General features: G+C 64.2%; 21 protein-coding genes. 16 read left to right on the top strand and 5 right to left on the bottom strand.

Annotated elements, in window-relative coordinates; all coding sequences use genetic code 11:
* Positions 1 to 18: 18 nt before the first annotated feature.
* The 4 genes from ABOC32_RS07625 (at position 19) to ABOC32_RS07610 (ending at position 4,632) form a co-directional block, all read left to right on the top strand.
* Positions 19 to 564 (top strand): sigma-70 family RNA polymerase sigma factor, encoded by a 546-nt coding sequence (locus ABOC32_RS07625; RefSeq protein WP_426810616.1) that lies wholly within the window; start codon positions 19 to 21, stop codon positions 562 to 564.
* Entirely contained in the window at positions 561 to 1,487 is a 927-nt protein-coding gene (locus ABOC32_RS07620; RefSeq protein WP_426810615.1) for a FecR domain-containing protein, read from the top strand. The genes ABOC32_RS07625 and ABOC32_RS07620 overlap by 4 nt, the downstream gene beginning before the upstream one ends.
* Before the next feature lie 191 nt (positions 1,488 to 1,678).
* Positions 1,679 to 4,003, top strand: coding sequence for a TonB-dependent Fe(3+) dicitrate receptor FecA (fecA, locus tag ABOC32_RS07615; protein ID WP_426810614.1), 2,325 nt, complete (start codon positions 1,679 to 1,681; stop codon positions 4,001 to 4,003).
* A 281-nt stretch (positions 4,004 to 4,284) separates the two neighbouring features.
* Positions 4,285 to 4,632 (top strand): HPF/RaiA family ribosome-associated protein, encoded by a 348-nt coding sequence (locus ABOC32_RS07610; RefSeq protein ID WP_019473941.1) that lies wholly within the window; start codon positions 4,285 to 4,287, stop codon positions 4,630 to 4,632.
* 65 nt (positions 4,633 to 4,697) lie between these two features.
* Here ABOC32_RS07610 and ABOC32_RS07605 read toward each other — a convergent pair whose 3' ends face one another.
* Both ABOC32_RS07605 and ABOC32_RS07600 read right to left on the bottom strand, forming a co-directional pair.
* Positions 4,698 to 5,105 (bottom strand): response regulator, encoded by a 408-nt coding sequence (locus ABOC32_RS07605; protein ID WP_426810613.1) that lies wholly within the window; start codon positions 5,103 to 5,105, stop codon positions 4,698 to 4,700.
* A gap of 22 nt (positions 5,106 to 5,127) precedes the next feature.
* Positions 5,128 to 5,298, bottom strand: a complete 171-nt coding sequence (locus tag ABOC32_RS07600) for a Flp family type IVb pilin (protein ID WP_016497973.1) — start codon at positions 5,296 to 5,298, stop codon at positions 5,128 to 5,130.
* 292 nt (positions 5,299 to 5,590) lie between these two features.
* Here ABOC32_RS07600 and cpaB point away from each other — a divergent pair, with 292 nt between their 5' ends.
* From cpaB to ABOC32_RS07560, 8 genes are read left to right on the top strand one after another with little or no spacing between them, the layout of a single operon-like run.
* Positions 5,591 to 6,541, top strand: coding sequence for a Flp pilus assembly protein CpaB (cpaB, locus tag ABOC32_RS07595; protein WP_426810612.1), 951 nt, complete (start codon positions 5,591 to 5,593; stop codon positions 6,539 to 6,541).
* Between the two features lie 18 nt (positions 6,542 to 6,559).
* A complete protein-coding gene (locus ABOC32_RS07590) occupies positions 6,560 to 7,798 on the top strand; it encodes a type II and III secretion system protein family protein (protein ID WP_426810611.1) in 1,239 nt (412 codons plus the stop codon).
* Positions 7,795 to 8,985, top strand: a complete 1,191-nt coding sequence (locus ABOC32_RS07585; RefSeq protein WP_426810610.1) for a pilus assembly protein — start codon at positions 7,795 to 7,797, stop codon at positions 8,983 to 8,985. The genes ABOC32_RS07590 and ABOC32_RS07585 overlap by 4 nt, the downstream gene beginning before the upstream one ends.
* Complete coding sequence (locus ABOC32_RS07580) at positions 8,982 to 10,238, top strand: CpaF family protein (protein ID WP_043197908.1); 1,257 nt, start codon at positions 8,982 to 8,984, stop codon at positions 10,236 to 10,238. The genes ABOC32_RS07585 and ABOC32_RS07580 overlap by 4 nt, the downstream gene beginning before the upstream one ends.
* Positions 10,235 to 11,116, top strand: a complete 882-nt coding sequence (locus ABOC32_RS07575) for a type II secretion system F family protein (RefSeq protein WP_043197906.1) — start codon at positions 10,235 to 10,237, stop codon at positions 11,114 to 11,116. The genes ABOC32_RS07580 and ABOC32_RS07575 overlap by 4 nt, the downstream gene beginning before the upstream one ends.
* A 2-nt stretch (positions 11,117 to 11,118) precedes the next feature.
* Positions 11,119 to 12,006: a type II secretion system F family protein gene (locus ABOC32_RS07570; protein WP_426810609.1), complete on the top strand. Its 888-nt coding sequence runs from the start codon at positions 11,119 to 11,121 to the stop codon at positions 12,004 to 12,006.
* A gap of 10 nt (positions 12,007 to 12,016) precedes the next feature.
* Positions 12,017 to 12,718, top strand: a complete 702-nt coding sequence (locus ABOC32_RS07565) for a tetratricopeptide repeat protein (RefSeq protein ID WP_234227754.1) — start codon at positions 12,017 to 12,019, stop codon at positions 12,716 to 12,718.
* 15 nt (positions 12,719 to 12,733) lie between these two features.
* Entirely contained in the window at positions 12,734 to 12,997 is a 264-nt protein-coding gene (locus ABOC32_RS07560; RefSeq protein WP_426810608.1) for a DUF3613 domain-containing protein, read from the top strand.
* A gap of 250 nt (positions 12,998 to 13,247) precedes the next feature.
* Here ABOC32_RS07560 and ABOC32_RS07555 read toward each other — a convergent pair whose 3' ends face one another.
* The gene (locus ABOC32_RS07555; RefSeq protein ID WP_426811578.1) at positions 13,248 to 13,685 is read right to left on the bottom strand and encodes a prepilin peptidase; all 438 of its coding nucleotides are present in this window, start codon (positions 13,683 to 13,685) and stop codon (positions 13,248 to 13,250) included.
* A 75-nt stretch (positions 13,686 to 13,760) separates the two neighbouring features.
* Here ABOC32_RS07555 and ABOC32_RS07550 point away from each other — a divergent pair, with 75 nt between their 5' ends.
* Both ABOC32_RS07550 and ABOC32_RS07545 read left to right on the top strand, forming a co-directional pair.
* Positions 13,761 to 14,204 carry a TadE/TadG family type IV pilus assembly protein gene (locus ABOC32_RS07550; RefSeq protein ID WP_426810607.1) on the top strand — a complete coding sequence of 148 codons (444 nt, stop codon included), beginning with the start codon at positions 13,761 to 13,763 and terminating at the stop codon, positions 14,202 to 14,204.
* Positions 14,201 to 16,846, top strand: a complete 2,646-nt coding sequence (locus ABOC32_RS07545; protein ID WP_426810606.1) for an ATP-binding protein — start codon at positions 14,201 to 14,203, stop codon at positions 16,844 to 16,846. The genes ABOC32_RS07550 and ABOC32_RS07545 overlap by 4 nt, the downstream gene beginning before the upstream one ends.
* Here ABOC32_RS07545 and ABOC32_RS07540 read toward each other — a convergent pair.
* Positions 16,831 to 18,789 (bottom strand): pilus assembly protein TadG-related protein, encoded by a 1,959-nt coding sequence (locus tag ABOC32_RS07540; RefSeq protein WP_426810605.1) that lies wholly within the window; start codon positions 18,787 to 18,789, stop codon positions 16,831 to 16,833. The genes ABOC32_RS07545 and ABOC32_RS07540 overlap by 16 nt on opposite strands.
* 142 nt (positions 18,790 to 18,931) lie before the next feature.
* Between ABOC32_RS07540 and ABOC32_RS07535 the strand changes: the two genes are divergently transcribed.
* Positions 18,932 to 19,222, top strand: a complete 291-nt coding sequence (locus ABOC32_RS07535; protein ID WP_016489056.1) for a DUF3509 domain-containing protein — start codon at positions 18,932 to 18,934, stop codon at positions 19,220 to 19,222.
* A 3-nt stretch (positions 19,223 to 19,225) separates the two neighbouring features.
* Here ABOC32_RS07535 and ABOC32_RS07530 read toward each other — a convergent pair whose 3' ends face one another.
* The gene (locus ABOC32_RS07530; RefSeq protein ID WP_426810604.1) at positions 19,226 to 19,696 is read right to left on the bottom strand and encodes a phosphate-starvation-inducible protein PsiE; all 471 of its coding nucleotides are present in this window, start codon (positions 19,694 to 19,696) and stop codon (positions 19,226 to 19,228) included.
* Positions 19,697 to 20,154: 458 nt separating this feature from the next.
* On the opposite strand from ABOC32_RS07530, the gene ABOC32_RS07525 reads away from it, so the two are divergent.
* The gene (locus ABOC32_RS07525) at positions 20,155 to 20,397 is read left to right on the top strand and encodes a hypothetical protein (protein ID WP_234227760.1); all 243 of its coding nucleotides are present in this window, start codon (positions 20,155 to 20,157) and stop codon (positions 20,395 to 20,397) included.
* Positions 20,398 to 20,461: the final 64 nt, after the last annotated feature.

Genomic DNA, 20,461 nt, shown 5'->3' with positions numbered 1-20,461 from the left:
ATTCTGCCCTGCAATACAATGCGAACAATTCTTACTACCAGTTGCGCTGCACAGCGCCGGAGTATCACGGTGCCCAGCGCGCTCACATCCACGGTCGAAGGCCTCTACCACGCCCATCACAACTGGCTCACGGGCTGGTTGCGCCGCCGCCTGGGCTGCCCGCAGAGCGCCGCCGACCTGGCCCAGGACACCTACCTGCGCCTGCTGCAGGCCCGCGAGGCGCCACAGTTGATCGAGCCGCGTGCGTTCCTGGCAACGGTAGCCAAGCGCGTGCTGTGCAACCACTTTCGCCGCCAGGAACTGGAGCGTGCCTACCTGCAAGCACTGGCGCAGGTGCCGGAAGACGTCGCACCGTGCGAGGAGCAGAAGGCGATCATCTTCGAGACCCTGCTGGAACTCGACCGCCTGCTGGACGGTTTGCCGCCACTGGTCAAACGCGCCTTCCTGCTGGCCCAGGTCGATGGCCTTGGCCAGGGTGAAATCGCTCGCGAACTGGGCATATCGCTGGCCACGGTCAAGCGCTACCTGACCAAGGCGGCCATGCGCTGCTACTTCGCCCAATGAACGCTACGTTTTCCCCACAAGTGGCGGAGCAAGCCGTGCACTGGTTGATCGAGTCCCAAGGCGATGATTTTGGCCAGGCGCAGCGGTTGGCGCTGGAACACTGGCTGCGGGCCGACCAGGAGCACCAGCGTGCCTGGGCCCATATCCAGCAGGTAAACCAGCGCCTGCGCGGGGTGGCCTCGCCGGTGGTGCACGCGACGCTGCAAGCCCCCCACTCGCCCGCCCGGCGGCGCGCGCTCAAGGCATTGCTGCTGGTGGGCGTGGCCAGTGCCACCGGCCTGGGGCTGCAACAGCACAACCCGATGCCCGGCCTGATGGCCGACTACCGCAGCCCGGTGGGGCAGCGCCGGCGCATGGGCCTGGAAGATGGCAGCGTGCTGCAACTTAACACCCGCAGTGCCGCCGACGTGCGCTTCGACGGGCAACAGCGCCGGGTGCGGCTGTTCGAGGGTGAACTGGCGCTGCAGGTGGCCAGCGATGCCCGGCCGTTGCTGCTGCGTACCGGCGAAGGGGCGTTGCGCCTGGACAGCGGGCGCTTCAACGTACGCCAGTTCGATGGCTACAGCCTGGTGTCGGTATTCGAGGGTGTGGCCAGTGCTGCGGGGCAACCGTTACTGGCCGGGCAGCAGGCACGCTTCACGGGTGCCTGGCGGTCGGTTTCGGCGCTCGACCGCAATGTGGGCGCCTGGGTCGACGGCATGCTGGTGGCCTCGCAGATGCGCCTGGCGGATTTCCTTACCGAGCTTGGGCGCTATCGCCACGGGCAGCTGGGGTGCAGCGAGCGGGTCGCCGACTTGCGTATTTCCGGGTCGTATCCGCTGGATGACAGCGAGCGCATCTTGCAGATGCTGGAGGTGGCACTGCCGGTTCGGGTGCGCCGCTTCACTCGATATTGGGTGACGGTGGAGCCAACAATGAGTTAAGGCAGGTCGGGCCTCATCGCCGGCAAGCCAGCTCCCACAGGAAATCATTGCCCTCAAGGCCTGTGATATCCCTGTGGGAGCTGGCTTGCCGGCGATGAGGCCGGTACAGGCAAATTATTTTCAATCCAGTGAGCCATTTTCCCAACCTCGCGTGACAGACATGGCAGAACCCCTCTCTCAGGACCCGACCCATGCCGTTGCGCCCCAGCCCCCTCCTCCACGCCCTGCTGCTCACCACAACGCTCGGCCTGGCCATGCCCGCCGCCCATGCCGAAACCCGCAGCTACCACATCGCCGCCGGCTCGCTTGAAGACGCGCTCAACCAGTTCGGCCGCGAAAGCGGTGCGCTGATTTCGTTCGGCTCGCAACTGACCCAAGGCATCAGCACCCAGGGGCTGGACGGCCAGTACGATGTGCGCCAAGGCCTCGACGCGTTGCTGCGCGGCAGCGGCCTGCAGGTGCGGCAGGAAACCGACAATGCCTTCAGCCTGCAGCCAGTCGGAAGCCCTGCCGCTGGCGCCCCGGTCGAGCTCGGCGCTTCCACCGTGGTCGGCGACTGGCTGGCAGAAGCGCAGCAGGACAATGTGTTCGAGCACCCCGGCGCCCGCGATGTGGTACGCCGTGAAGAGTTCGAGCGCAGCGGCGCGACCACCGCCCGCGAAGTGCTCAACCGCATCCCCGGGGTCAACGCCCCCGACAACAACGGCACCGGCAGCCATGACCTGGCGCTCAACTTCGGCATCCGCGGCCTCAACCCGCGCCTGGCATCGCGCTCGACCGTGCTGATGGATGGCATCCCGGTGCCGTTCGCCCCGTATGGCCAGCCGCAGCTGTCGCTGGCACCACTGAGCATGGGCAACATGGACGCCGTGGATGTGGTGCGCGGTGGTGGCGCGGTACGTTACGGCCCGCAGAACGTCGGCGGCATCGTCAACTTCGTCACCCGGGCGATCCCCGAGCAGGCCACGTTCAAGGCCGCCATGCAAAACCAGATCAGCCCCTCCTCCAGCCACGATGGCTTCAAGAACAGCGCCAACCTGCTGGTCGGCGGCACCAATGACAACGGCCTGGGCGGCGCGCTGCTGTACTCCGGCACCCGTGGTGGCGACTGGCGCGAACACAGCGACACGCAGATCGACGACCTGATCCTCAAGGGCAAGCTGCAACTGGACGAAGCCAACAGCCTGCACGCCATGGCCCAGTACTACGAGGGCGAAGCCGACATGCCCGGTGGCCTGAGCACCGCCGACTTCGCTGCCGACCCGTACCAGTCGACGCGCCTGAAGGACAAGTTCTGGGGCCGCCGCACGCTGTTCAACTTCGGCTACGACTACAAGCAGGACGACCGCCAGTTCAGCGTCAACAGTTTCTTCACCAAGACCCTGCGCAGCGGCTACCTGGACCAGGGCAGCTTCGTTTCGCTGTCGCCACGCGAGTACTGGGTACGCGGCATCGAAACCCGCTTCTCGCAGGGCCTGGCGTTGGGCGATAGCTGGCACGAGCTGGGCATCGGCTATCGCTACGTCAACGAAGCCGGCCATGAACTGCGCTTCCGCGAGCCGGTGAACGGCAACCTGCCGACCACCGCCAGCCGCAACGACCGCGACACCCGTGGCAGCACCGAAGCCCACGCCATCTACCTGGATGACCGCATCGACATCGGCCGCTGGACCATCACCCCGGGCGTGCGCTACGAGATGATCGACTCCGAGCAGAGCAACAAGCTCAACGGTCAGCGCTACCAGGGCAGCTACAACACCGCGCTGCCGGCGCTGAACGTGATGTACCACCTGACCGACAGCTGGAACCTGTACGCCAACACCGAAGGCTCGTTCGGCAGCGTGCAGTACAGCCAGATGCCCAACCGCGTGAGCAGCGGCGAGGTAAAACCGGAGAAAGCACGCACCTGGGAAGTCGGCACCCGCTACGACAACGGCGACCTGCAGGCCGAGCTCGGCGCGTTCCTGATCAACTTCGACAACCAGTACGAAAGCAACCAGACCAACGACTCGGTGATCGCCCGCGGCGAAACCCGTCACCAGGGTATCGAAACCAGCATCCGCTATGCACTGGACGGCCTGAGCCCGGCCCTGGCCGGCTTCGATGTGCACGCCAGCTATGCGTTCGTCGACGCCACCATCCGCGAGGACGGGCCGAACAAAGGTAACCAGGTGCCGTTCTCGTCGCGGCACAAGGGCAACCTGGGCGTGGGCTACACCGATGGCCCCTGGCAGCTGAACCTGGACGGCAGCTTCCAGAGCAGCCAGTACGCCGACAACGCCAACACCGGCACCGAAAGCGCCGATGGCAGCACCGGGCGCATTCCGGGCTACATGCTGGTCAGCACCCGCGCCGGGTACGATTTTGGCGCGCAGCTGTCGAACCTGAAGGTGGCGGTGGGCGTGAAGAACCTGTTCAACCGCGAGTACTACACGCGGTCCTACGATGACAACAACAAGGGCAAGTACGTGGGTGAGCCGCGAACGCTGTATGTGCAGACCTCGGTAGAGTTCTGACTGCCATGCAGCCCTGCCCTCTGTAGGAGCAGCCTTGCGCTGCGAAGAGGCCGGCACAGACAAAACATCTGTTGAAGTCATGCCGGCCCTTTCGCAGCACAAGGCTGCTCCTACAGAACTCCGCCATGCATCAATGGATTTGCAACAAGAAATTTATTTTCAAAAAGGGCTTGAATTCGGTCCGCGGTTGCCTGACCTTAGAGTCAAGAGGCGCAGAAATTCCAAGGGTCTCAAGGGCCTAGGCGCGTCTCCATGCGAGCAAGCTGAATAAGGATTGAATCATGCAAATCCAGGTCAACAGCAGCAACCATTTCGAAAGCAACGCCCGTCTCGATCAGTGGGTCCGCAGTACTCTGCAGAGCTCCCTGGAACGTTACGAAGAAGACCTCACCCGCATCGAGGTTCACCTGCGCGACGAGAACGGCGCCAAGCCCGGACCGCATGACAAACGCTGCCAGATGGAGGCTCGCCCCAAAGGCCACCAACCGATTTCCGTGACCCACACTGCCACTTCGGTAGACCAGGCAGTCGACGGTGCCGCCACCAAGCTCAACCACGCGCTGGAACACTTCTACGGCAAGCTGCGCAGCAAGCGCGGCGCCCTTGAACTGAGCGACCCGGAAGCCTGACCCCAGCAATGAAAACGCCCGGCCGAGTGCCGGGCGTTTTTGTTAAAGGCCATTCAGGGCCTCCCTCAGTTCACTGCCCTCAGCCTGGGCACGGGGAACAGGTTCTCCAGGGTTGTCAGCAAACGCTTGTGGTAAAGCGGCTTGCGGAAAAAGTCCACCACCTGCAGGTGCAGCAGTTCGCTGACATCCTCCAGGTCGGCTTGCCCGGACATGACAATCACCGGCAGGTGCAGGCGGGCCGTATGCTCGCGCATGCGCCTGATCAAACCGATACCGCTTTCCTCCGGCATACGCAGGTCGGTGATCACCAAGGCAACGTCCGGGTGACGGGTAAGCTGTTGCAAGGCAGCCTGTACCGATGTCGCGGTCAGGCAGGCGAAGCCTTCGTTCTCGAGAAGTTCGGCCAGCTCCAGCAGAACGTCCTGCTCGTCATCCACCAAAAGGATTTGCTGGCGCGAGAGAGCGTTCTGCATGGTGTTGGCTCCTGTTCACCGGTCAAAGGGCATTTTTGATCGTGGTGAAGGTGGCGTTGACCGCCGTGGAGATGTCCCCGACGAAAGCGGCCAGCACCACCGCGACCATCGTCGCGATGACCGCGTATTCAATACCGGATGCTCCGTCCTTGCGATGCAGGAAGTTCATGCAGTGCAGAATGAACAGTTTCATGGCTCAGCTCCTTGCGGCATGCATGCCGGCGATGGCGGTATCAAAGTGACACCTATTTGCCATCAGCATCGTCAAGCTGAGGAGGACTGCAAATGTATTAAAGGATTAATTACAAAGTATTAATTCAAGAGAATTAATGCCCGCAAAACCGCTAACCCTCTGTATTGCCTCGACTTAATCACAACCCCGAAAAAAACCGCTCTGGCTCATGGCAAATGGCGATGGCTAAGCTACCGTCCTATAGCGAAATAGTGACTTTTTGCCATCAGTCGACGCGTGCAGGGAGGCCGAGATGAGCAGTCGCTTGACCTTGATACTGGCGGCATTCTTCCTGCTGGCAGCATTGCTGGCAGGCTACTGGGGCATTGTGCTCAGCCGCCCGGCGGCTGCGCCTGTACCGGTTACCCCTACGGCCGAGCAACCGCTTGCAGCCGTCGCCCCACCACCCGCCGCGCCACCAGAGCCACCCCGCACCGCGGTCGTCGTGCTGCGCAAGGCACTGCCCGCCCATACGCCGGTCACTGAAGACGACGTGCTGATCGAGCGCCTGCAGGTTGCCCCCACCGGGGCCTACAACCAAGCCGCCCAGGTGATCGGGCGCACCAGCGCCAGGCCACTGGCCGCGGGCACCTGGCTGGATGACTCCAGCTTCCAGGCCGGCGGGCCACTGGCGCGGATGATCCGCGCCAACGAACGCGCCGTGGCAGTCGGGGTGGACGAAGTGGTCGGCGCTGCCGGCCAAGTGCGCCCGGGTGACTACGTGGACGTGTTGCTGTTCCTGCGTGAAGAACCCAACAACCCGCAATCCTCCGCCCAGGTGGTGCTGCCGGCCTTGCGCGTGCTCAGCGTCGGCGAGCAGACGGGCCTGGCCAACGATGGCCGCCCGGCACAAACCGCCGAAGAGCAAAAGGCCCGGCGCGAACAGGCCAGCATGAGCGGCAACGGCACCCGCACCGTGGCGCTGGCAGTGCCCGAGGCCTTGGCCAGCCGTTTGATGCTGGCTGCCCAGGCCGGCACGTTGCGCCTGGCCGTGCGCAGCGCCGATGAACAACGCCTGGCCCGGTACTGGAACGAAGCCGATGCCAAACCGCAGGTGGAGGCCGCCAACCGCGAACTCTACCGCTTCAGCCAGCTGTCCCAGTCGCCAGTGGCCAACGCTGCCAGCCTGGCGACCAGTAAACCCATACCCGCCATGCACATCATCCGTGGCGCACAGGCTGACGATACGAATAAAACCCCCTGACCCGGCAAGGATGCAGCGATGCGTAGTTCCTTTTTGAGACAAGCATGTTGTACCGGGCTGCTGGCCGCGCTGTTGCCCCAGGCGCAGGCGGCGGGCAAAGGCTGCGAGGCGATCAGTCAGCTGCCCTCGGTCATCGAGATAGACCAGGGCCTGCAGCAGGAACTGCGCCTGCCGCTGGCGATCAGCCGGGTGGCCGTGGGTGAGCCGAAGGTGGCCGATGTCCAGGCCAGCGGCGAGCGCGGCGTGGTGATTACCGCGGTGGGCCAGGGCAATACCACCCTGATGCTTTGGACAGCGTGCGCGCCGTCACCGCACAGGGCCATGGTGTTCGTCAAAGGCCGGGCCAGTGCCGACATGGCCGAAGACAGCTTTTTGCCGTCGCAGGATGCGCAACTGATCAGCCAGGTGCAGGCCGACATCCGTTTCGTGGAAGTACGCCGCACCAAATTCAAGGAGGCCGGTGCACGGTTGTTCTTCAAGGGCTCGAACAACAGCCTGATCGGCTCGCCGGGGACCGTGCCCGGCACGTCCGTCAGCCCTGGCTCGGTCCCGAACGTGACCCCGTCGATCCCCCTCGACGACACTGTCTTCAACATCGTCTGGGGCGGCGGCAGCAGCCGCTTCCTGGCCATGATCAACGCCCTGGAAAACAGCGGGTTCGCCTACACCCTGGCCCGCCCCAGCCTGACCGTGCTCAGTGGCCAGACTGCAAGCTTTCTGGCAGGCGGCGAAATCCCGATCCCGGTGCCCAGCGCGGGCAGCGACAACGTGTCGATCGAATACAAGGAATTTGGCGTCCGCCTGGCGCTGACACCAACCGTCATCAGCCACGGCAGGATTACCCTCAAGGTGGCGCCGGAGGTCAGCGAGCTGGACTACACCAACGTGGTGACCATCGCCGGCACGCAGGTGCCGGGTTTGACGGTAAGGCGCACCGACACCAGCATTGCCCTGGCCGACGGCGAAAGCTTCATCATCAGCGGCCTGGTCAGCAACAACACCCGCTCCGCCGTAGACCGCCTGCCCGGCCTGGGTAGCCTGCCGGTACTGGGCGCGTTCTTCCGCAACTCGGCCATGCGCCGCGAAGAAACCGAACTGCTGATGATCGTCACCCCGCACCTGGTCCAGCCGCTGGCCGCCAACGCCCGGCTGCCGCAACTGCCGGGCGAGAACCTGCGCACCTACGACCCCAGCTGGGGGCGCCTGTTCTTCCTGGAGAACGGCAACTTCGATGGCCAAGGCGGGTTATCCCAATGAACGAGAGCCTGAACCCCACCTTCCTCGCCATCACCCGCAACGAGGAAGACCTGCACTGGCTGCAGGGCGCACTGGCGCCGCAAGGCCAGGTGATCGGTGCCAGCGGCGGCAGCCTCGACGAGCTGCTGGCGCTGGTCAATGCCACCTTCAGCACCCTGATGTTCATCGGCCTGGACCGCGAACAACTGGTCAGCCAGTGCGCCTTGATCGAGGGGGTGCTGGAGGCCAAGCCGATGCTGGCGATCGTCGCCCTCGGCGATGGCATGGACAACCAACTGGTGCTGCATGCCATGCGCGCGGGTGCCCGCGACTTCGTCGCCTATGGCTCGCGCGCCAGCGAAGTGGCCGGGCTGGTGCGCCGCCTGGGCAAGCGCATGCCGGCGGTGGCCAGCAACCCCGCCCTCGGCGGGCTGACCGTACTGTTCGGCGTGCAAACCAGTGCCGACGGGGCATTGCTCACCACCCACCTGGCCCGGGTGGTGCAGGAGAGCGGCCAGCAAACCCTGTTGCTGGACCTGGGCCTGCCGCGTGGCGACAGCCTGGCGCTGCTCGGCCTGGAAGCGTCGTTCTTCTTCGGCGACGCCCTGCGCCACTTGCGCCGCCTCGATACCACACTGATCGACAGCGCATTCACCCGCGACAAGAAAGGCTTGCGCCTGCTGACCTACGCCGAGGCCGACGACCCGCTGCAACAAACCAGCGCCGCCGAGCTGTACATGCTGCTAAGCGCCCTGCGCCAGCACTTCCAGCACATCGTCGTGAACCTGACCGGGCACGCCGACAGCGAAGCCCTGCGCACACTGGTGAGCCATTGCGACAAACTGATCGTCTACACCGACCAGAACATCCTCGACTGCCGGCGCAACCTTGAAGTACTCGACCTGTGGCGTGACCACGGCATGAAGCTGGAGCACGCCAGCCTGTTGGTGGACCGTTATCTGAACAACGTTGCACCCGACGCCGATACCCTGGCCAAACGCTACGGGCTGCCCTTGCTCAAGGCCATCCCCTACAGCCCGGAAGTGCGCCTGAACGTGAAAAACCAGGGCCTGAGCCTGTTCGAACTGGCCCCGCGTGAAAACCTCACGCAAGCCCTGCGCAGCCTGGGCGAACGCCTGGCACGGCGCTCGGAAAACCTCGCACCACCGGCCTTTACCTGGCTGCGTCGGCTTTGGGGGAGCAAATGAGCAATGACCAACCCTTTGGAGGCCAGCAACACGCCTCCGGCGACCCCTACGCGCTAAAGCGTGCACTGCACCGCTTTGCCATCGACGCCATCGAGGACAGCGGCCGCAACCTGCTCGAAGGCGCACGGCCGGCGCTGACCCAGTTCGTGCTGGAGCAGGTGGGCGATTACGTCGCGCGGCTGCGCCTGGCCATGTCGCGCTACGAAATGGAGCGTCTGGCCGAAGAGCTGGTGGATGAGCTGACCGGTTTCGGCCCGCTGGAAGTGTTGCTGCGTGACCCCACCGTCACGGAAATCCTGGTCAACGGGCCGCACCGGGTGTTCGTCGAGCGGGCGGGCCTGTTGCAACAGACCGACCTGCGCTTCATCGACGCCCACCATGTGGAGCGGGTGATGCAACGCATCCTCGCCCCGCTCGGCCGGCGCCTGGATGAGTCCTCGCCCATGGTCGACGCGCGCATGCCCGATGGCAGCCGGGTGAATGCGATCATTCCGCCTGTGGCACTGGACGGCCCGTGCCTGTCGATCCGCAAGTTCCGCCAGGACATGCTCAAGAGTGCCGACCTGCTGGCCACCCGCGCCATCGACCAGCACATCTTCGACTTCTTCGAGCGCGCCGTGGGCAAACGTTGCAACATCCTGGTCAGCGGCGGTACCGGCACCGGCAAGACCACCCTCCTGAACATCCTCAGCCAGATGATCGCGCCCCGCGAACGTCTGGTGACCATCGAAGACGTCGCCGAACTGAATTTGCACCACCCCCACGTGGTGCGCCTGGAAACCCGCCCGCCAAATGCCGAAGGGCATGGCGAGGTCAAAGCCAGCGAACTGATCCGCAACGCCCTGCGCATGCGGCCCGACCGCATCATCCTGGGTGAGATCCGCGGCAGCGAAGTGCTCGACGTGCTCACCGCGATGAACACCGGCCACGATGGCTCGATGAGCACCGTGCACGCCAACACCGCGCAGGATGCGCTGCTGCGCCTGGAAACCCTGGTCGGCCTGAGCGGCCGGCAAATTGCCGAAAAGACCATGCGGCAAATGGTTTGCGCGGCGCTGGATGTGGTGATCCAGCTGACCCGCCTGCCCGATGGCCGACGCTGCGTCAGCGAGGTGCTGGAAGTGGTCGGCGTGCGCGATGAGGTGTACGTGACCAACACCCTGTTCCGCCTCGATCGCCGTGGCGGCGATACCTTTCTGCGCGAAGCCCCCAACCCGGCGGGCAGCAAGCTGCACGCAGAGGGCCTGCTGTGACCGGCCCCGTGCTGCTGGCATTGTCCCCGCTGTTGCTGGGCGTGGCCTTGCTGCTACTGCGCCGTGGCCTGTACAAGCGGCACGAAGAGCGCATCCTGCAACGCCTGGGGCGGGCGTTCAGCATCGTGCGCAATGGCACCGCCCGGCGCGAATGGCTGGATTCCCTGCTGCAGCGCGCCGGCTTGGGGGCTATCGACTTCGAGCCACAACGCTGGTTGCTGGCGTGGCTGGGCGTGGTGCTGCTGGCGCTGATCGTTGCCGGCTGGGTGGCCGCCTTGATGCTGCTGATCGGCCTGCCAACCCTGGCGTACCTGATTCTGAGCTGGCAAAGCCGCCGGCAGATGCGGCAAATCGTCGAGCAGTTGCCTAGCCTGCTGGACTACAGCGTTCGCAGCCTCAAGGCCGGCCGCACCCTCAATGACGCGGTGCTGGGCGGTATCGACAGCAGCCGCGACCCGCTGCGCTCAGCCATGGCGCGGGTGCGGCGCAACGTACAGTTGGGCGTGGCGCTGGAGGATGCCGTGAGCGAGCTGGCCGAACTGCACAAGCAGGACGAACTGCGGCTGTTTGCCCTCGGCTTGCGCATCAACCAGCGCTACGGTGGCAATGCCAGCGAGCTGATGGAAAACCTGATCAAGCTGATCCGCGAGCGGGAACAAGGGGTGCGTCAGCTCAAGGCAATGACCGGCGAAACCCGCATCACCGCGATCATTCTCGGCTCGTTGCCGCTGGCGATGGTCGGCTACTTCATGATGGCCAACCCGCATTACCTGTTGGCCATGTGGCGCGACAGCAGCGGGCAGATGATGCTGTTGCTGGCCTTCGCCTTGCAGGCGCTCGGTTGCCTGGTGCTGTGGCGCATGATGAGGAGCCTGTGACCATGGCCTTGCTGATCTGCGCCCTGTGCCTGTTCATCGCCGCCGGCCTGTTTGGCTTGCAGGTTGTTCGCCAGTGGCGTGCGCGGGTACTGGTGAGCCGACGGCTGCAAGGGCGGCTGACCCGCGACGAGCGCCTGGGCGACTGGCTGCACTGGCTGGGCAGCAGCCAATGGGGGCAGCGGCTACAGAAATTCGACAGCGAAAGCCAGGCCCTGCTCGAGCGTATCGGCTGGCGCCGCAGCCGCCAGCGCGCCCTGTTTGCCGCACTTCAGCTGGGCTTGCCGCTGCTGGCCGTGGCGCTGACGCTGCTGTTGCAACAGGGCTTCAAGGGCAGCGCCGCGGCCGGCTGGATGGTTTGGCCATTGTGCGCGCTGGGCGTCGGTTACCTGCTGCCCAAGCGCCTGTTGGCCGTGGCTGCGGCCCGTCGCCAGCGGCGCATCGCAGAAGAGGTCAGCCTGCTGATCCCCTTGCTGCGGATTCTCTTCGAGACCGGCCTGGCCGTTGAACAGGCCCTGCGCGTGCTCAGCCACGAAGGCCGGACGCTGATCCCGCACATCAGCGCAGAGCTGCGCCAGGTGCTGCAACGGGTGGATTCGGGCATGGCGCTCGGCCCGGAGCTGGAAAAGGTCGCCCAGTTACTGGCTGTGGATGAATTCACCGACACCTGCGTGATCCTGCGCCAGTTGCTGACACAGGGCAGCGGCGCGATGAAGTCGTTGCAGGCACTGAAGGCGCTGCTCGACGACCGTCGCCTGACCCGCCTGCAAGAACGGGTATCGATGATGTCGGCAAAGATGTCGGCAGTGATGATGGTGTTCCTGTTTCCGGCCTTGCTCATTGTCCTTGCCGGGCCAGGCTTTTCTGCATTGGCGCGGGCGTTGAGCCCATGAGGACTGATTGATGAAGACAATCCTGTTGTGCGCAAGCCTGGTGTTGCTCACCGGATGCGCCGGGCAACAGCCCGAAGGCCTGCGCCAGTTGTTTGCCACCGCCAGTTGCAGCAAGCCGGACGCCGACCAGCAACTGGCACTGAACCTGGCGGACGAAATGCTCAACGACGGTCGCCCGCACGCCAGCCTTGCCCACCTGCAGCAACTGCCGGACACCTTCGACCAGGTGCGCCTGCGCAAGGCCAAGGTGTCACGGCTGCTTGGCCTCGGCGAGGCCGAGCCCTTGTACCGCAGCCTGCTCGGCGGTTGCCTGGCCGCCGAAGGCGAGCACGGCCTGGGCCAACTGGCCTCGGCCCGCGGTGACGACGTACAGGCCCTGCAAAACCTGCAGCGGGCCGTACGGCTTGCGCCTACCGACGAACGGGTGCGCAACGACCTTGGCGTGGTGCTGATGAACCTGGGGCGCTATGACCAGGCGCGCTTCGAGTTGCTGACGGCAATCGAACTGAAGGACGACAACACGCTGTCTGCGGTCAACCTGGTGACCTTGGCGCTGGTGCAGGACAACTGGCAGCAGGCCACCGACCTGGTCGGCCGGCTGCAGCTCAAAGCCGGGCAATTTGCCGAAGCCCAGGCGCGGGCCGGCAAGATCAAGGCCGGCGGCCGAGGCCCGATTGCATCGGCCAGGGCCCCGGACATGATGGTCAATTGATACGCGGAGGTGATCATGATCAGGTACGTGATGCTGCTGGCCTGCTGCGTAGGCAGCGCGACGTTGATGGCCGCGGAATACCCGCGCCATGCCCCTCCGGACGAGACGGCCACCGAACGGCTGTTGCGCGTGCAGTCCAGCGGTGAGCAGGCCTCCACGCGCCTGCAGGTGCAAACCGCGCGGGAGCGGGACCAGTCCATGCAGCGCTGGCTGGACACCTACAAATACGAAATCCCTGAGTTCTACCGCTGGACCAAGATGGCAGAGCGTAATAATTAGTTCGCGGGTATTTTTTCGTCGCCTGGCAGATCGAGCGCCGCCCGCGCGGCGCATCGCGAGCTGCGCTCGCTCCTACGTTTGTTTCGGGCCAATTTTTCCTGTGAGATTTGTACGCGAACGCCTTGGCGCATGGCGGGATATCGTGTCGTACGAACAAGGCGGTCGCGCACGCCTGTCACAGGCTTGACTGGCCCGAAACAAACGTAGGAGCGAGCGCAGCTCGCGATGCGCCGCGCGGGCGGCGCTCGATCTACCAGCCGCCGCGACACTCAAGCCAGGCAAGCGAAAGGGCAAAGCCGGCCAGCAAAAAAGGCGCAAACGGCTTTTTCTCCCCGGGCTGGCGTACTTTGCGCCGCAACAGCTGCCATGCAACCAGTACCACACCGGCACCGATGAAGGTGCCGAGTACGTGGTCCAGGCTGGTGGCCAGGGCCAGTGCGCCGAGTAGTTTGACGTCGCCAGCCCCAAACTGCCCGAGCATGTAGCCAGGCAGCGTAAGTAACAGGACGATGACGAAAGCCAGCGCGGCGTCGCTGCCCCGGGCGCCCAGCCAACTGTGCCCGGTGGCCAGCAACCAGGCCAGCGCACAGGCGGCAACACCGAGCGTCAGGACATTGGAAATCTGCCGCTCCCGGGCATCCTGACCGGCGCACAACGCAAGCCAGACAAGCACTGCAAGGCTGTGTATAGGCAATTGGCCATCCCTGTTCGTCGATCGGTTCTATGCTGTTACTCAGGATTCATGGTCAGGGTAGACGCAATCATGAAAGCAGGCCCGGCAAAACGGCAGAAAGGCGCGGCAGCCATTGAGTTCGCGGCCGTATTCATGATTTTTTTTGCGGTGTTCTACGGCCTGGTCAGCTACACCCTGCCCATGCTGATGCTGCAGTCATTCAACCAGGCCAGCGCCGAGGCCGTGCGGCGCTGCGTGGCCCTGGACCCGAATAGCGCCAGCTACACCACCGATGTGCAGAACCTGGCCCACCAGGTCATCGGCCAACAGTTGCAGTGGATGCCCACCGCGTTCAACTTCCAGCCCGCCAGTGACGCGCAGGTAACCCTGGGCGCCAACAAATTGCTGACCGTGACCATCAATTACCCCAAAACGAAACTGACCAACGTGCTGCCGATGCTGGTCCTGCCGCTGATCGGTGAGGTGCCGCGCCTGCCCGATCGCCTGCGGGCCGAAGCGAGCTTGCAGCTATGAGCGGCCTGTTCGATCGCTGGCTGGGCGGCCCGGCCACCGCGCACGAAGAGCCGGCCCCGCAAGCGGTGGGGCTGCAACTCTGGCTGGATGACCTGGGGCACGTGCTGCGCCTGGCCGGGCCCTTGCGCACAGTGCTGCCTGCAAATTCACACAGCGCCCCGCGTGTGCATGACTACCTGCAACGGCAAAGCTGGCTGGTACTTGAAGGCACCCCCGCCGACTGGCAGGGGCAACCGCTGGACCTTGATTTTGCCACCGTGCACGGCCCTGCCCTGCACACCCGTGGCTGGCTTCAGCGGCAGGCCGATGGCTGGCTGCTGCAGGTGTTCGATATCGGTGACCTGCTGGGCGAACGCGAGCAGCACGGCCATCGCCTGACCCAGCAAAAGCTGGCAACGGAGCTTGGCCGCAGCCTGCGTGACTGCGACGAAGAACGCCTGCTGCTGACAGCTACCGAACAACTGCAGCAGCTGGCCGAGCACTGGCATGCCGGCTCTGTGCGCCTGATGCTGCCGGGTGATAGCGGCTGGTACACCTACACCTGCAGCGACAACGACTGGCCCTGGGCCGAGGACGAGCGCTTGCGCCCCTGGCTGCAAACCCTACCGCCACGGGGCCGCGAAGTAGCTGCTGCAAACCCGCTGTTGCAGCCATCGTGCGCCGGCTTGCCATTGTTGGCCGTGCCCTACCTGCACGGCCATACCGTGCAGGCCTGGTTGCTGTGCGCGGGCGCGCCACGGCCGCCGACCAGCGAAACGGTCGCTGCCCTGCTGCAAGCGCTGATCGAACCCCTGCTCACTCGCTTGCGCCAGCAGCAGTTGCGGCAACGTTCACGCCACCTGGATGAACTGCAACAGCAACTGGGCGCTGGCTGGTGGTCATGGCCCCTGCAGGGGCCGCTGCAGTTTGACCCGGCCCTGGCCTTGCGCCTGGGCGTACCGCCTGAAGCCACGGCCGAGCAATGGCTGGGCCGGGTGCACCCGGCCGACCGCGAAGCCGCACGCATGGCGCTGGAGCAACTGCGCGAAGGCATCGCCTTGAACCTGAGCCTGCGCCTTCTGCCCGCCAACAGCCTGGCCAGCCCGCGCTGGCTACAGTGGGTAGGCCAGGTGCAAGGCCGCCAGGTACAAGGATTTCTGCTCGATATCAGCGCATTGAAGGCCCAGGAGCTACAGGCCGGGGCCGCGCGCGCCCGCCTGGAAAACCTGATCGCCAGCTCGCCGGCAGTGATTTACGTCCAGCGCTATGCCGAAGGCGCACTGCACAGTGAATTCTTCAGCGCCAGCCTGACGCCACTGCTGGGTTGGGAGGTGGACAGCGAACAGGCCCGCCAGCCAGGCCAGACGCTGCACCCCGACGACCGCTGGTTGTGGCTGGAACGCACCCGCACGCTGTTGCGCGACGGCCAGGCCCGCAGCCGCTACCGCCTGCGCGACCACCTTGGCCGCTACCACTGGATACTGGACGAAGCCCGCCTGCTGCGTGACGACCTGGGCCAGCCTGTCGAGGTAGTCGGCCTGTGGCTGGACGTCAGCGAAGCGACCGAGGCGGCCGAACAGGTGCGCCAGAGCGAGGAACGCTACCGGGTGCTGGTAGAAGACTCGCCGGCCATGATCTGCCGCTACCGCCCAGACCTTGAACTGCTGTTTGGCAACCACCCGCTTGCCGAACAGCTGGAGTGCGCGCCGCAACAATTGACGGGCATGAACCTTGGCCAGTGGCTATCCGACAGCCAACGGGCGGCCTTTCTCCAGCGCCTGGCGCGGTTGACGCCGGAGCAACCCTTGGCCAGTGCCGAAATCTGCCTGCAACTGCCCGGGCGCAGAACAGCCTGGTGGGTGTGGGCCGAGCGCGGCCTGTTCGATGAGCACGGCCAGTTGCAGGAAGTGCAGGCGGTAGGGCGCGACAACACTGAAGTACGCCACAGCCAGCAGCAACTGCTGCAAGGGGCCAAGATGGCCACCTTGGGCGAACTGGCAACGGGTCTGGTGCATGAAATCAACCAGCCGTTGAGCACCATGCGCCTGGCACTGGTCAATACCCTCAAGCGCCTGGAAAGCGGTGAGGTGGATGCCGAGTATGTGACGGGCAAGCTGCAACGCATCGACGCCCAGGTCGAGCGCGTGGCGCACCTGGTGGAGCACCTGCGCACCTATGGGCGCCGCTCCGAAGTCGAACAGCATGTGTTCGCTGCCTGGGTAGCGGTGCACGGTGCGCTGGGGTTGCTGGCGGAAGGGTTGAGCGGCAAAGGCGTGGCATTGCACATCGAAGAACCCGACCTGTGCCCGGAAGTGCTGGGCCATGAAGACCAGCTCGAACAGGTACTGATCAACCTGCTGGTCAACGCCCGCGATGCGCTGCTCGAACGGCGGGTTGCCAAGCCGCGGATCAGCGTGAGCCAGCGCGTCGAGGAAGGGCAACTGTGCCTGCAGGTGGAGGACAACGGCGGCGGCATCGACCCGCGCCTGCTCGAACGCATCTTCGAACCGTTCTTCACCACCAAGCCCGCCGGCATGGGCACCGGCCTTGGCTTGTCGGTCAGCCACAGCATCGTCGAGGCAATGGGCGGCCGGCTGGAAGCGCACAACAGCAACGAGGGTGCGTGCTTGCGGGTGTGGTTGCCGCTCTACAGCGCCAGCTGAGCGCGGCCGCCGGAGCAACTGAGGTTGGCGCCGACTTCGGCGTTGACCAGGTCGATGCCCAATACCTTCAGCAGCACGTTGATTATTGGATCGAGCAACGGGCTGAGCAGGTTCTTGATCAGGGGTTCGACAATGGCCTTGACGCCGCTAAGTACGCTGCCAACGATCACCAGCACGTCGCCGAGGCCGCTATTGGCGGTGGGTTTGTAAGCTTCCAGTTGTATGCCTAGTAACGTGTCGGAGAGGCTGCCGACCACGTTGCTGTTGGCGGTTTGCATGCTTTGGTAAGCGGGGGCAAGGCCAATGTTTGGTGGGGTGCTGTTGGGCGCCTGGAAGATCAGCGGGCGTTCGACGGCACCGCTGCCCAGCAGCTTGCTGTTGACCCGCAGGCCGAGGCCGCCGCCGACGAAGGGGATACGGGCCTCACAGGTTGCAGGCAGGATCAAAAGCCGGGTGCATCGCTTGGTACCAATGTCTACCAACGGCAAAGCTTTGACAGCCGTGGTGCCATTAGTGAAGAACGCATTGGGGGACTCAAAACGCCCGACTGCGACCTTGGCCGCTGAGCTCTGGGTCTGCGTCGTCAGACGCTTGGGTGAGCAACTGAACGTATCGGGCGACTGGGGGTTGAGACGCGTGGTGGCCTCGGCGACCTCCAGCCCTATATCCAGCGACAGTTTATCCGGCACCAGAACGATGTCACTGACCGTGCAGGGTATGCCCACCAGGCAGAGTACCGATTGCAACGTGCTGGCCAGGTTCAGGCTCAGGAGGTTATTGATCACATTGGTCAGCGGCGACACCAGGTCAAGCACTGCGTTAGCGAGCCCGAACACCGAATCCAGCAACGGCAACTCCAGCGAAATCATCGCCCGTACCTGTGCGGTATGCACCCGCAACTCATCCTTGCGCGGGTCGCCCACCGCCGAAATCTGCTGAGGCTCGATCACCTTCAGACGCACCCGGCCATTGACCAGCCCCAGCACGGTTATCGGCAAATCCACCGTTGCCGCACTTTCGCTGACCGCCAGCTGAATGACCCCCTGCACCAATTGCAGCAACTGAATATTGGCATCCAGCCCGGCCTGCGCCGTACCGTTCTGAATGTCGAGCAAGTCCCCCAGTTGCAGCAACGTACTGTTGCTGGCACCCAGGGCCAGCTTGCCAAGGTTGGTCACCACATTTGCCGCTGCACCGCTCTGCTGCAGCACCTTTACCGCCGCTTGCAGCAATTGCGTAGCGGTGGCGTTGGCGGTGAGCAATTGCTGGTAGTCGCCTGCCTTGAGCTTGAGGTCGATGGCCAGCTGGTCGAGGTAGCGAAGCAAATTGAGTTGGGTGCTGGCGATGCCTTGCCAGCCGGCTACATCAAGCTGAACGGAACCGCCCAAGGCGCCGAGCAGTGCATTGAGCAAAACCGACTGCCGCGAATCGACGGTCGCCAACGTGGTCCGAATACTCAACATCGCCTGCGGCGGCAGAGGCGACGATGCCACCGCATGCGCCTGCAAGGTCGTGGTCAACGGCACTCCACTGCCCTGCGCCAGGCTATACACCCCCGCCGCAACACTGGTGGGCACCGTGTTGCTCACATCCACCCGGATGGCTTCATTACGATTGTTGTCACTGGTGAAGGTACGCAAGCTGTTGGCGCCGGTCTGCAGGTACCCGCAACTGGCCGTCAGCGGGTTGCTGGCCGCGTGGCCGTTGCGTGTGGCGGCGGTGCGGGCAATCGCGTTGGCCTGGGGCCCGCTGCCGGTACACACGGCAAACTGCCCTGCCGCTTCCAGCGCCGACATGTCGGCAATGCGCTGCAGCTTGCGTTGCTCGAGGTACAGGCGGCCACTGTCGATCACCACCAGCATGAACAACAGGGCAAGGCCCAGGGTAATCACCGCCATGAGGCCAATTGCGCCACGTTGACGGGCAGCAGATGAGGGAACCACGGGCACTCCTTTGCCGGCCATTGGCCATGCGTCGCGGCTGCGATTCAAGGAGTGTAGTTGCGATAATGGCTAATTGCCTGACAGGAACCAACCTGGCGGTGGCCGGTCAACTTCTGCAGACATTCTTAGCAGGGCCCCAGGCATGAATAACCCTTTCGACCGAATCAGTGCTGCATTCGCCCCCGAATACCGGGTCAACCTGAGCATCGCCAACCTCGACGGCAGCATCATGCTGACCCTGTCGGACGACGCCGGCGTGGTCGCCAAGCGCCTCATCACCCAGGCCCAGCGCAACGACCCGGTGCGCCTGCAACGGGTGATCGACAGCATCCGCCTGGGCCTTGCGATCGAACTCAGCCAGAACCCCATGCAGGTGCTGGCTGCGCTGACCCGTGACGCCCGCCACGAGCCCCGCCATTTCGTTGCCAACTGAGGGCTACTTGCCCTCGTCCACTTGCTTGCCGTTGGCATCCAGCACCTTGGTCGAGGGGTAGCGGTACGAGGCGTAGCGCACCACCAGAATCGAGAACGCCAGCAGCAGGATGCCCCCGCACAGGTACAGCAGCCCTTCGTCCGGCGCCTTGTGGTGCGAAACGTCGCCGATCAGCAGGCGGGTCAGCGCGGTGATGGCCACGTACAGCAGGAAGCGGATCGGCATGTGGTTGGTCTTGAAGTAGATACCGACCATCGCCCCCAGCTCCAGGTAGATGAACAGCAGCAAGATGTCATCGACACTGATCCCGCCCTTGCCGAGCATGTCCAGGAACGTGATCACCGCCGCATAGGCGGTGATCGCGCCAATGCCGAACAACGCCAGGTAATGAAACCCCTCGACGCACAGGTTGCCCAGCGAATCGGCCGAGCCGTGCAGGCCCTTGCGCAGTTTTTCTGCCCATTTGATGTTCACGATGTTCCATTCCCCGATACGACTTTAAGGATGATGCGCCACCCGTGTGACGCTTGTGCCATGCAGTTAAAGGGCCAGGCCCCTGTCTTGAGAAGACGACCGATTGCCGCAAGGCACCTTGAGGTGTGGCGCGTTGCAAAAATGCACGGCCGTGCTTCGGGAAAAATCAGATTTAAGCCCTTCCTTGTAGGGCATTTCCCAAAGATACTCTCGCCACCTGTTTTCCGTTGCGGCCGTATTGGCAGCGCTCTAGTCTCGGCGGGTCGCTGCATATCAGCGATCGGCTTTGACAGGCCGCGACGAGATACTTTGCATGGCTTTGTCCTTTATGGCGGCTGTGCATGGGGCACGTTCGCGTGCGCCGGTTCTGGTATCCGCCGGTCTGTCAACCTGTGCACAGCTGCCTCCTACCTGTTTGACAGCATGTGGGGAGCGGCCCTAAAAATGGATACCAAACCATGCTGAAAGTAGTCCCCGATCCTCCCTACAACCCCCATTCCCTCGAAGACACCCTGATCCAGGCCACCGACTACGCGTTATGCGCAGCCACCGTGGTGCATCAGGCGTTGCTACTTCAGCCCAGATCACCGGCTTCGATCCTGATGATGACCTCGATGCATGAACTGGAGGCGCTGCGGGCTTTGCTTGAGTCGGCATTGGTTCAGGTGCAGATGCCCACAGAGCCCAGGACTTCGCACTAAGGCTTGATTGATGTGTTGTCTTGGCGGGCCTTTCGCGGGTAAACCCGCTCCCACAGGTACGGTG

Source organism: Pseudomonas sp. WOUb67 (assembly GCF_050058005.1).
Lineage (GTDB): Bacteria > Pseudomonadota > Gammaproteobacteria > Pseudomonadales > Pseudomonadaceae > Aquipseudomonas > Aquipseudomonas putida_R.
The sequence above is the reverse complement of the archived record's forward strand: the minus strand, read 5'-3'. Positions and strand labels throughout refer to the sequence as shown.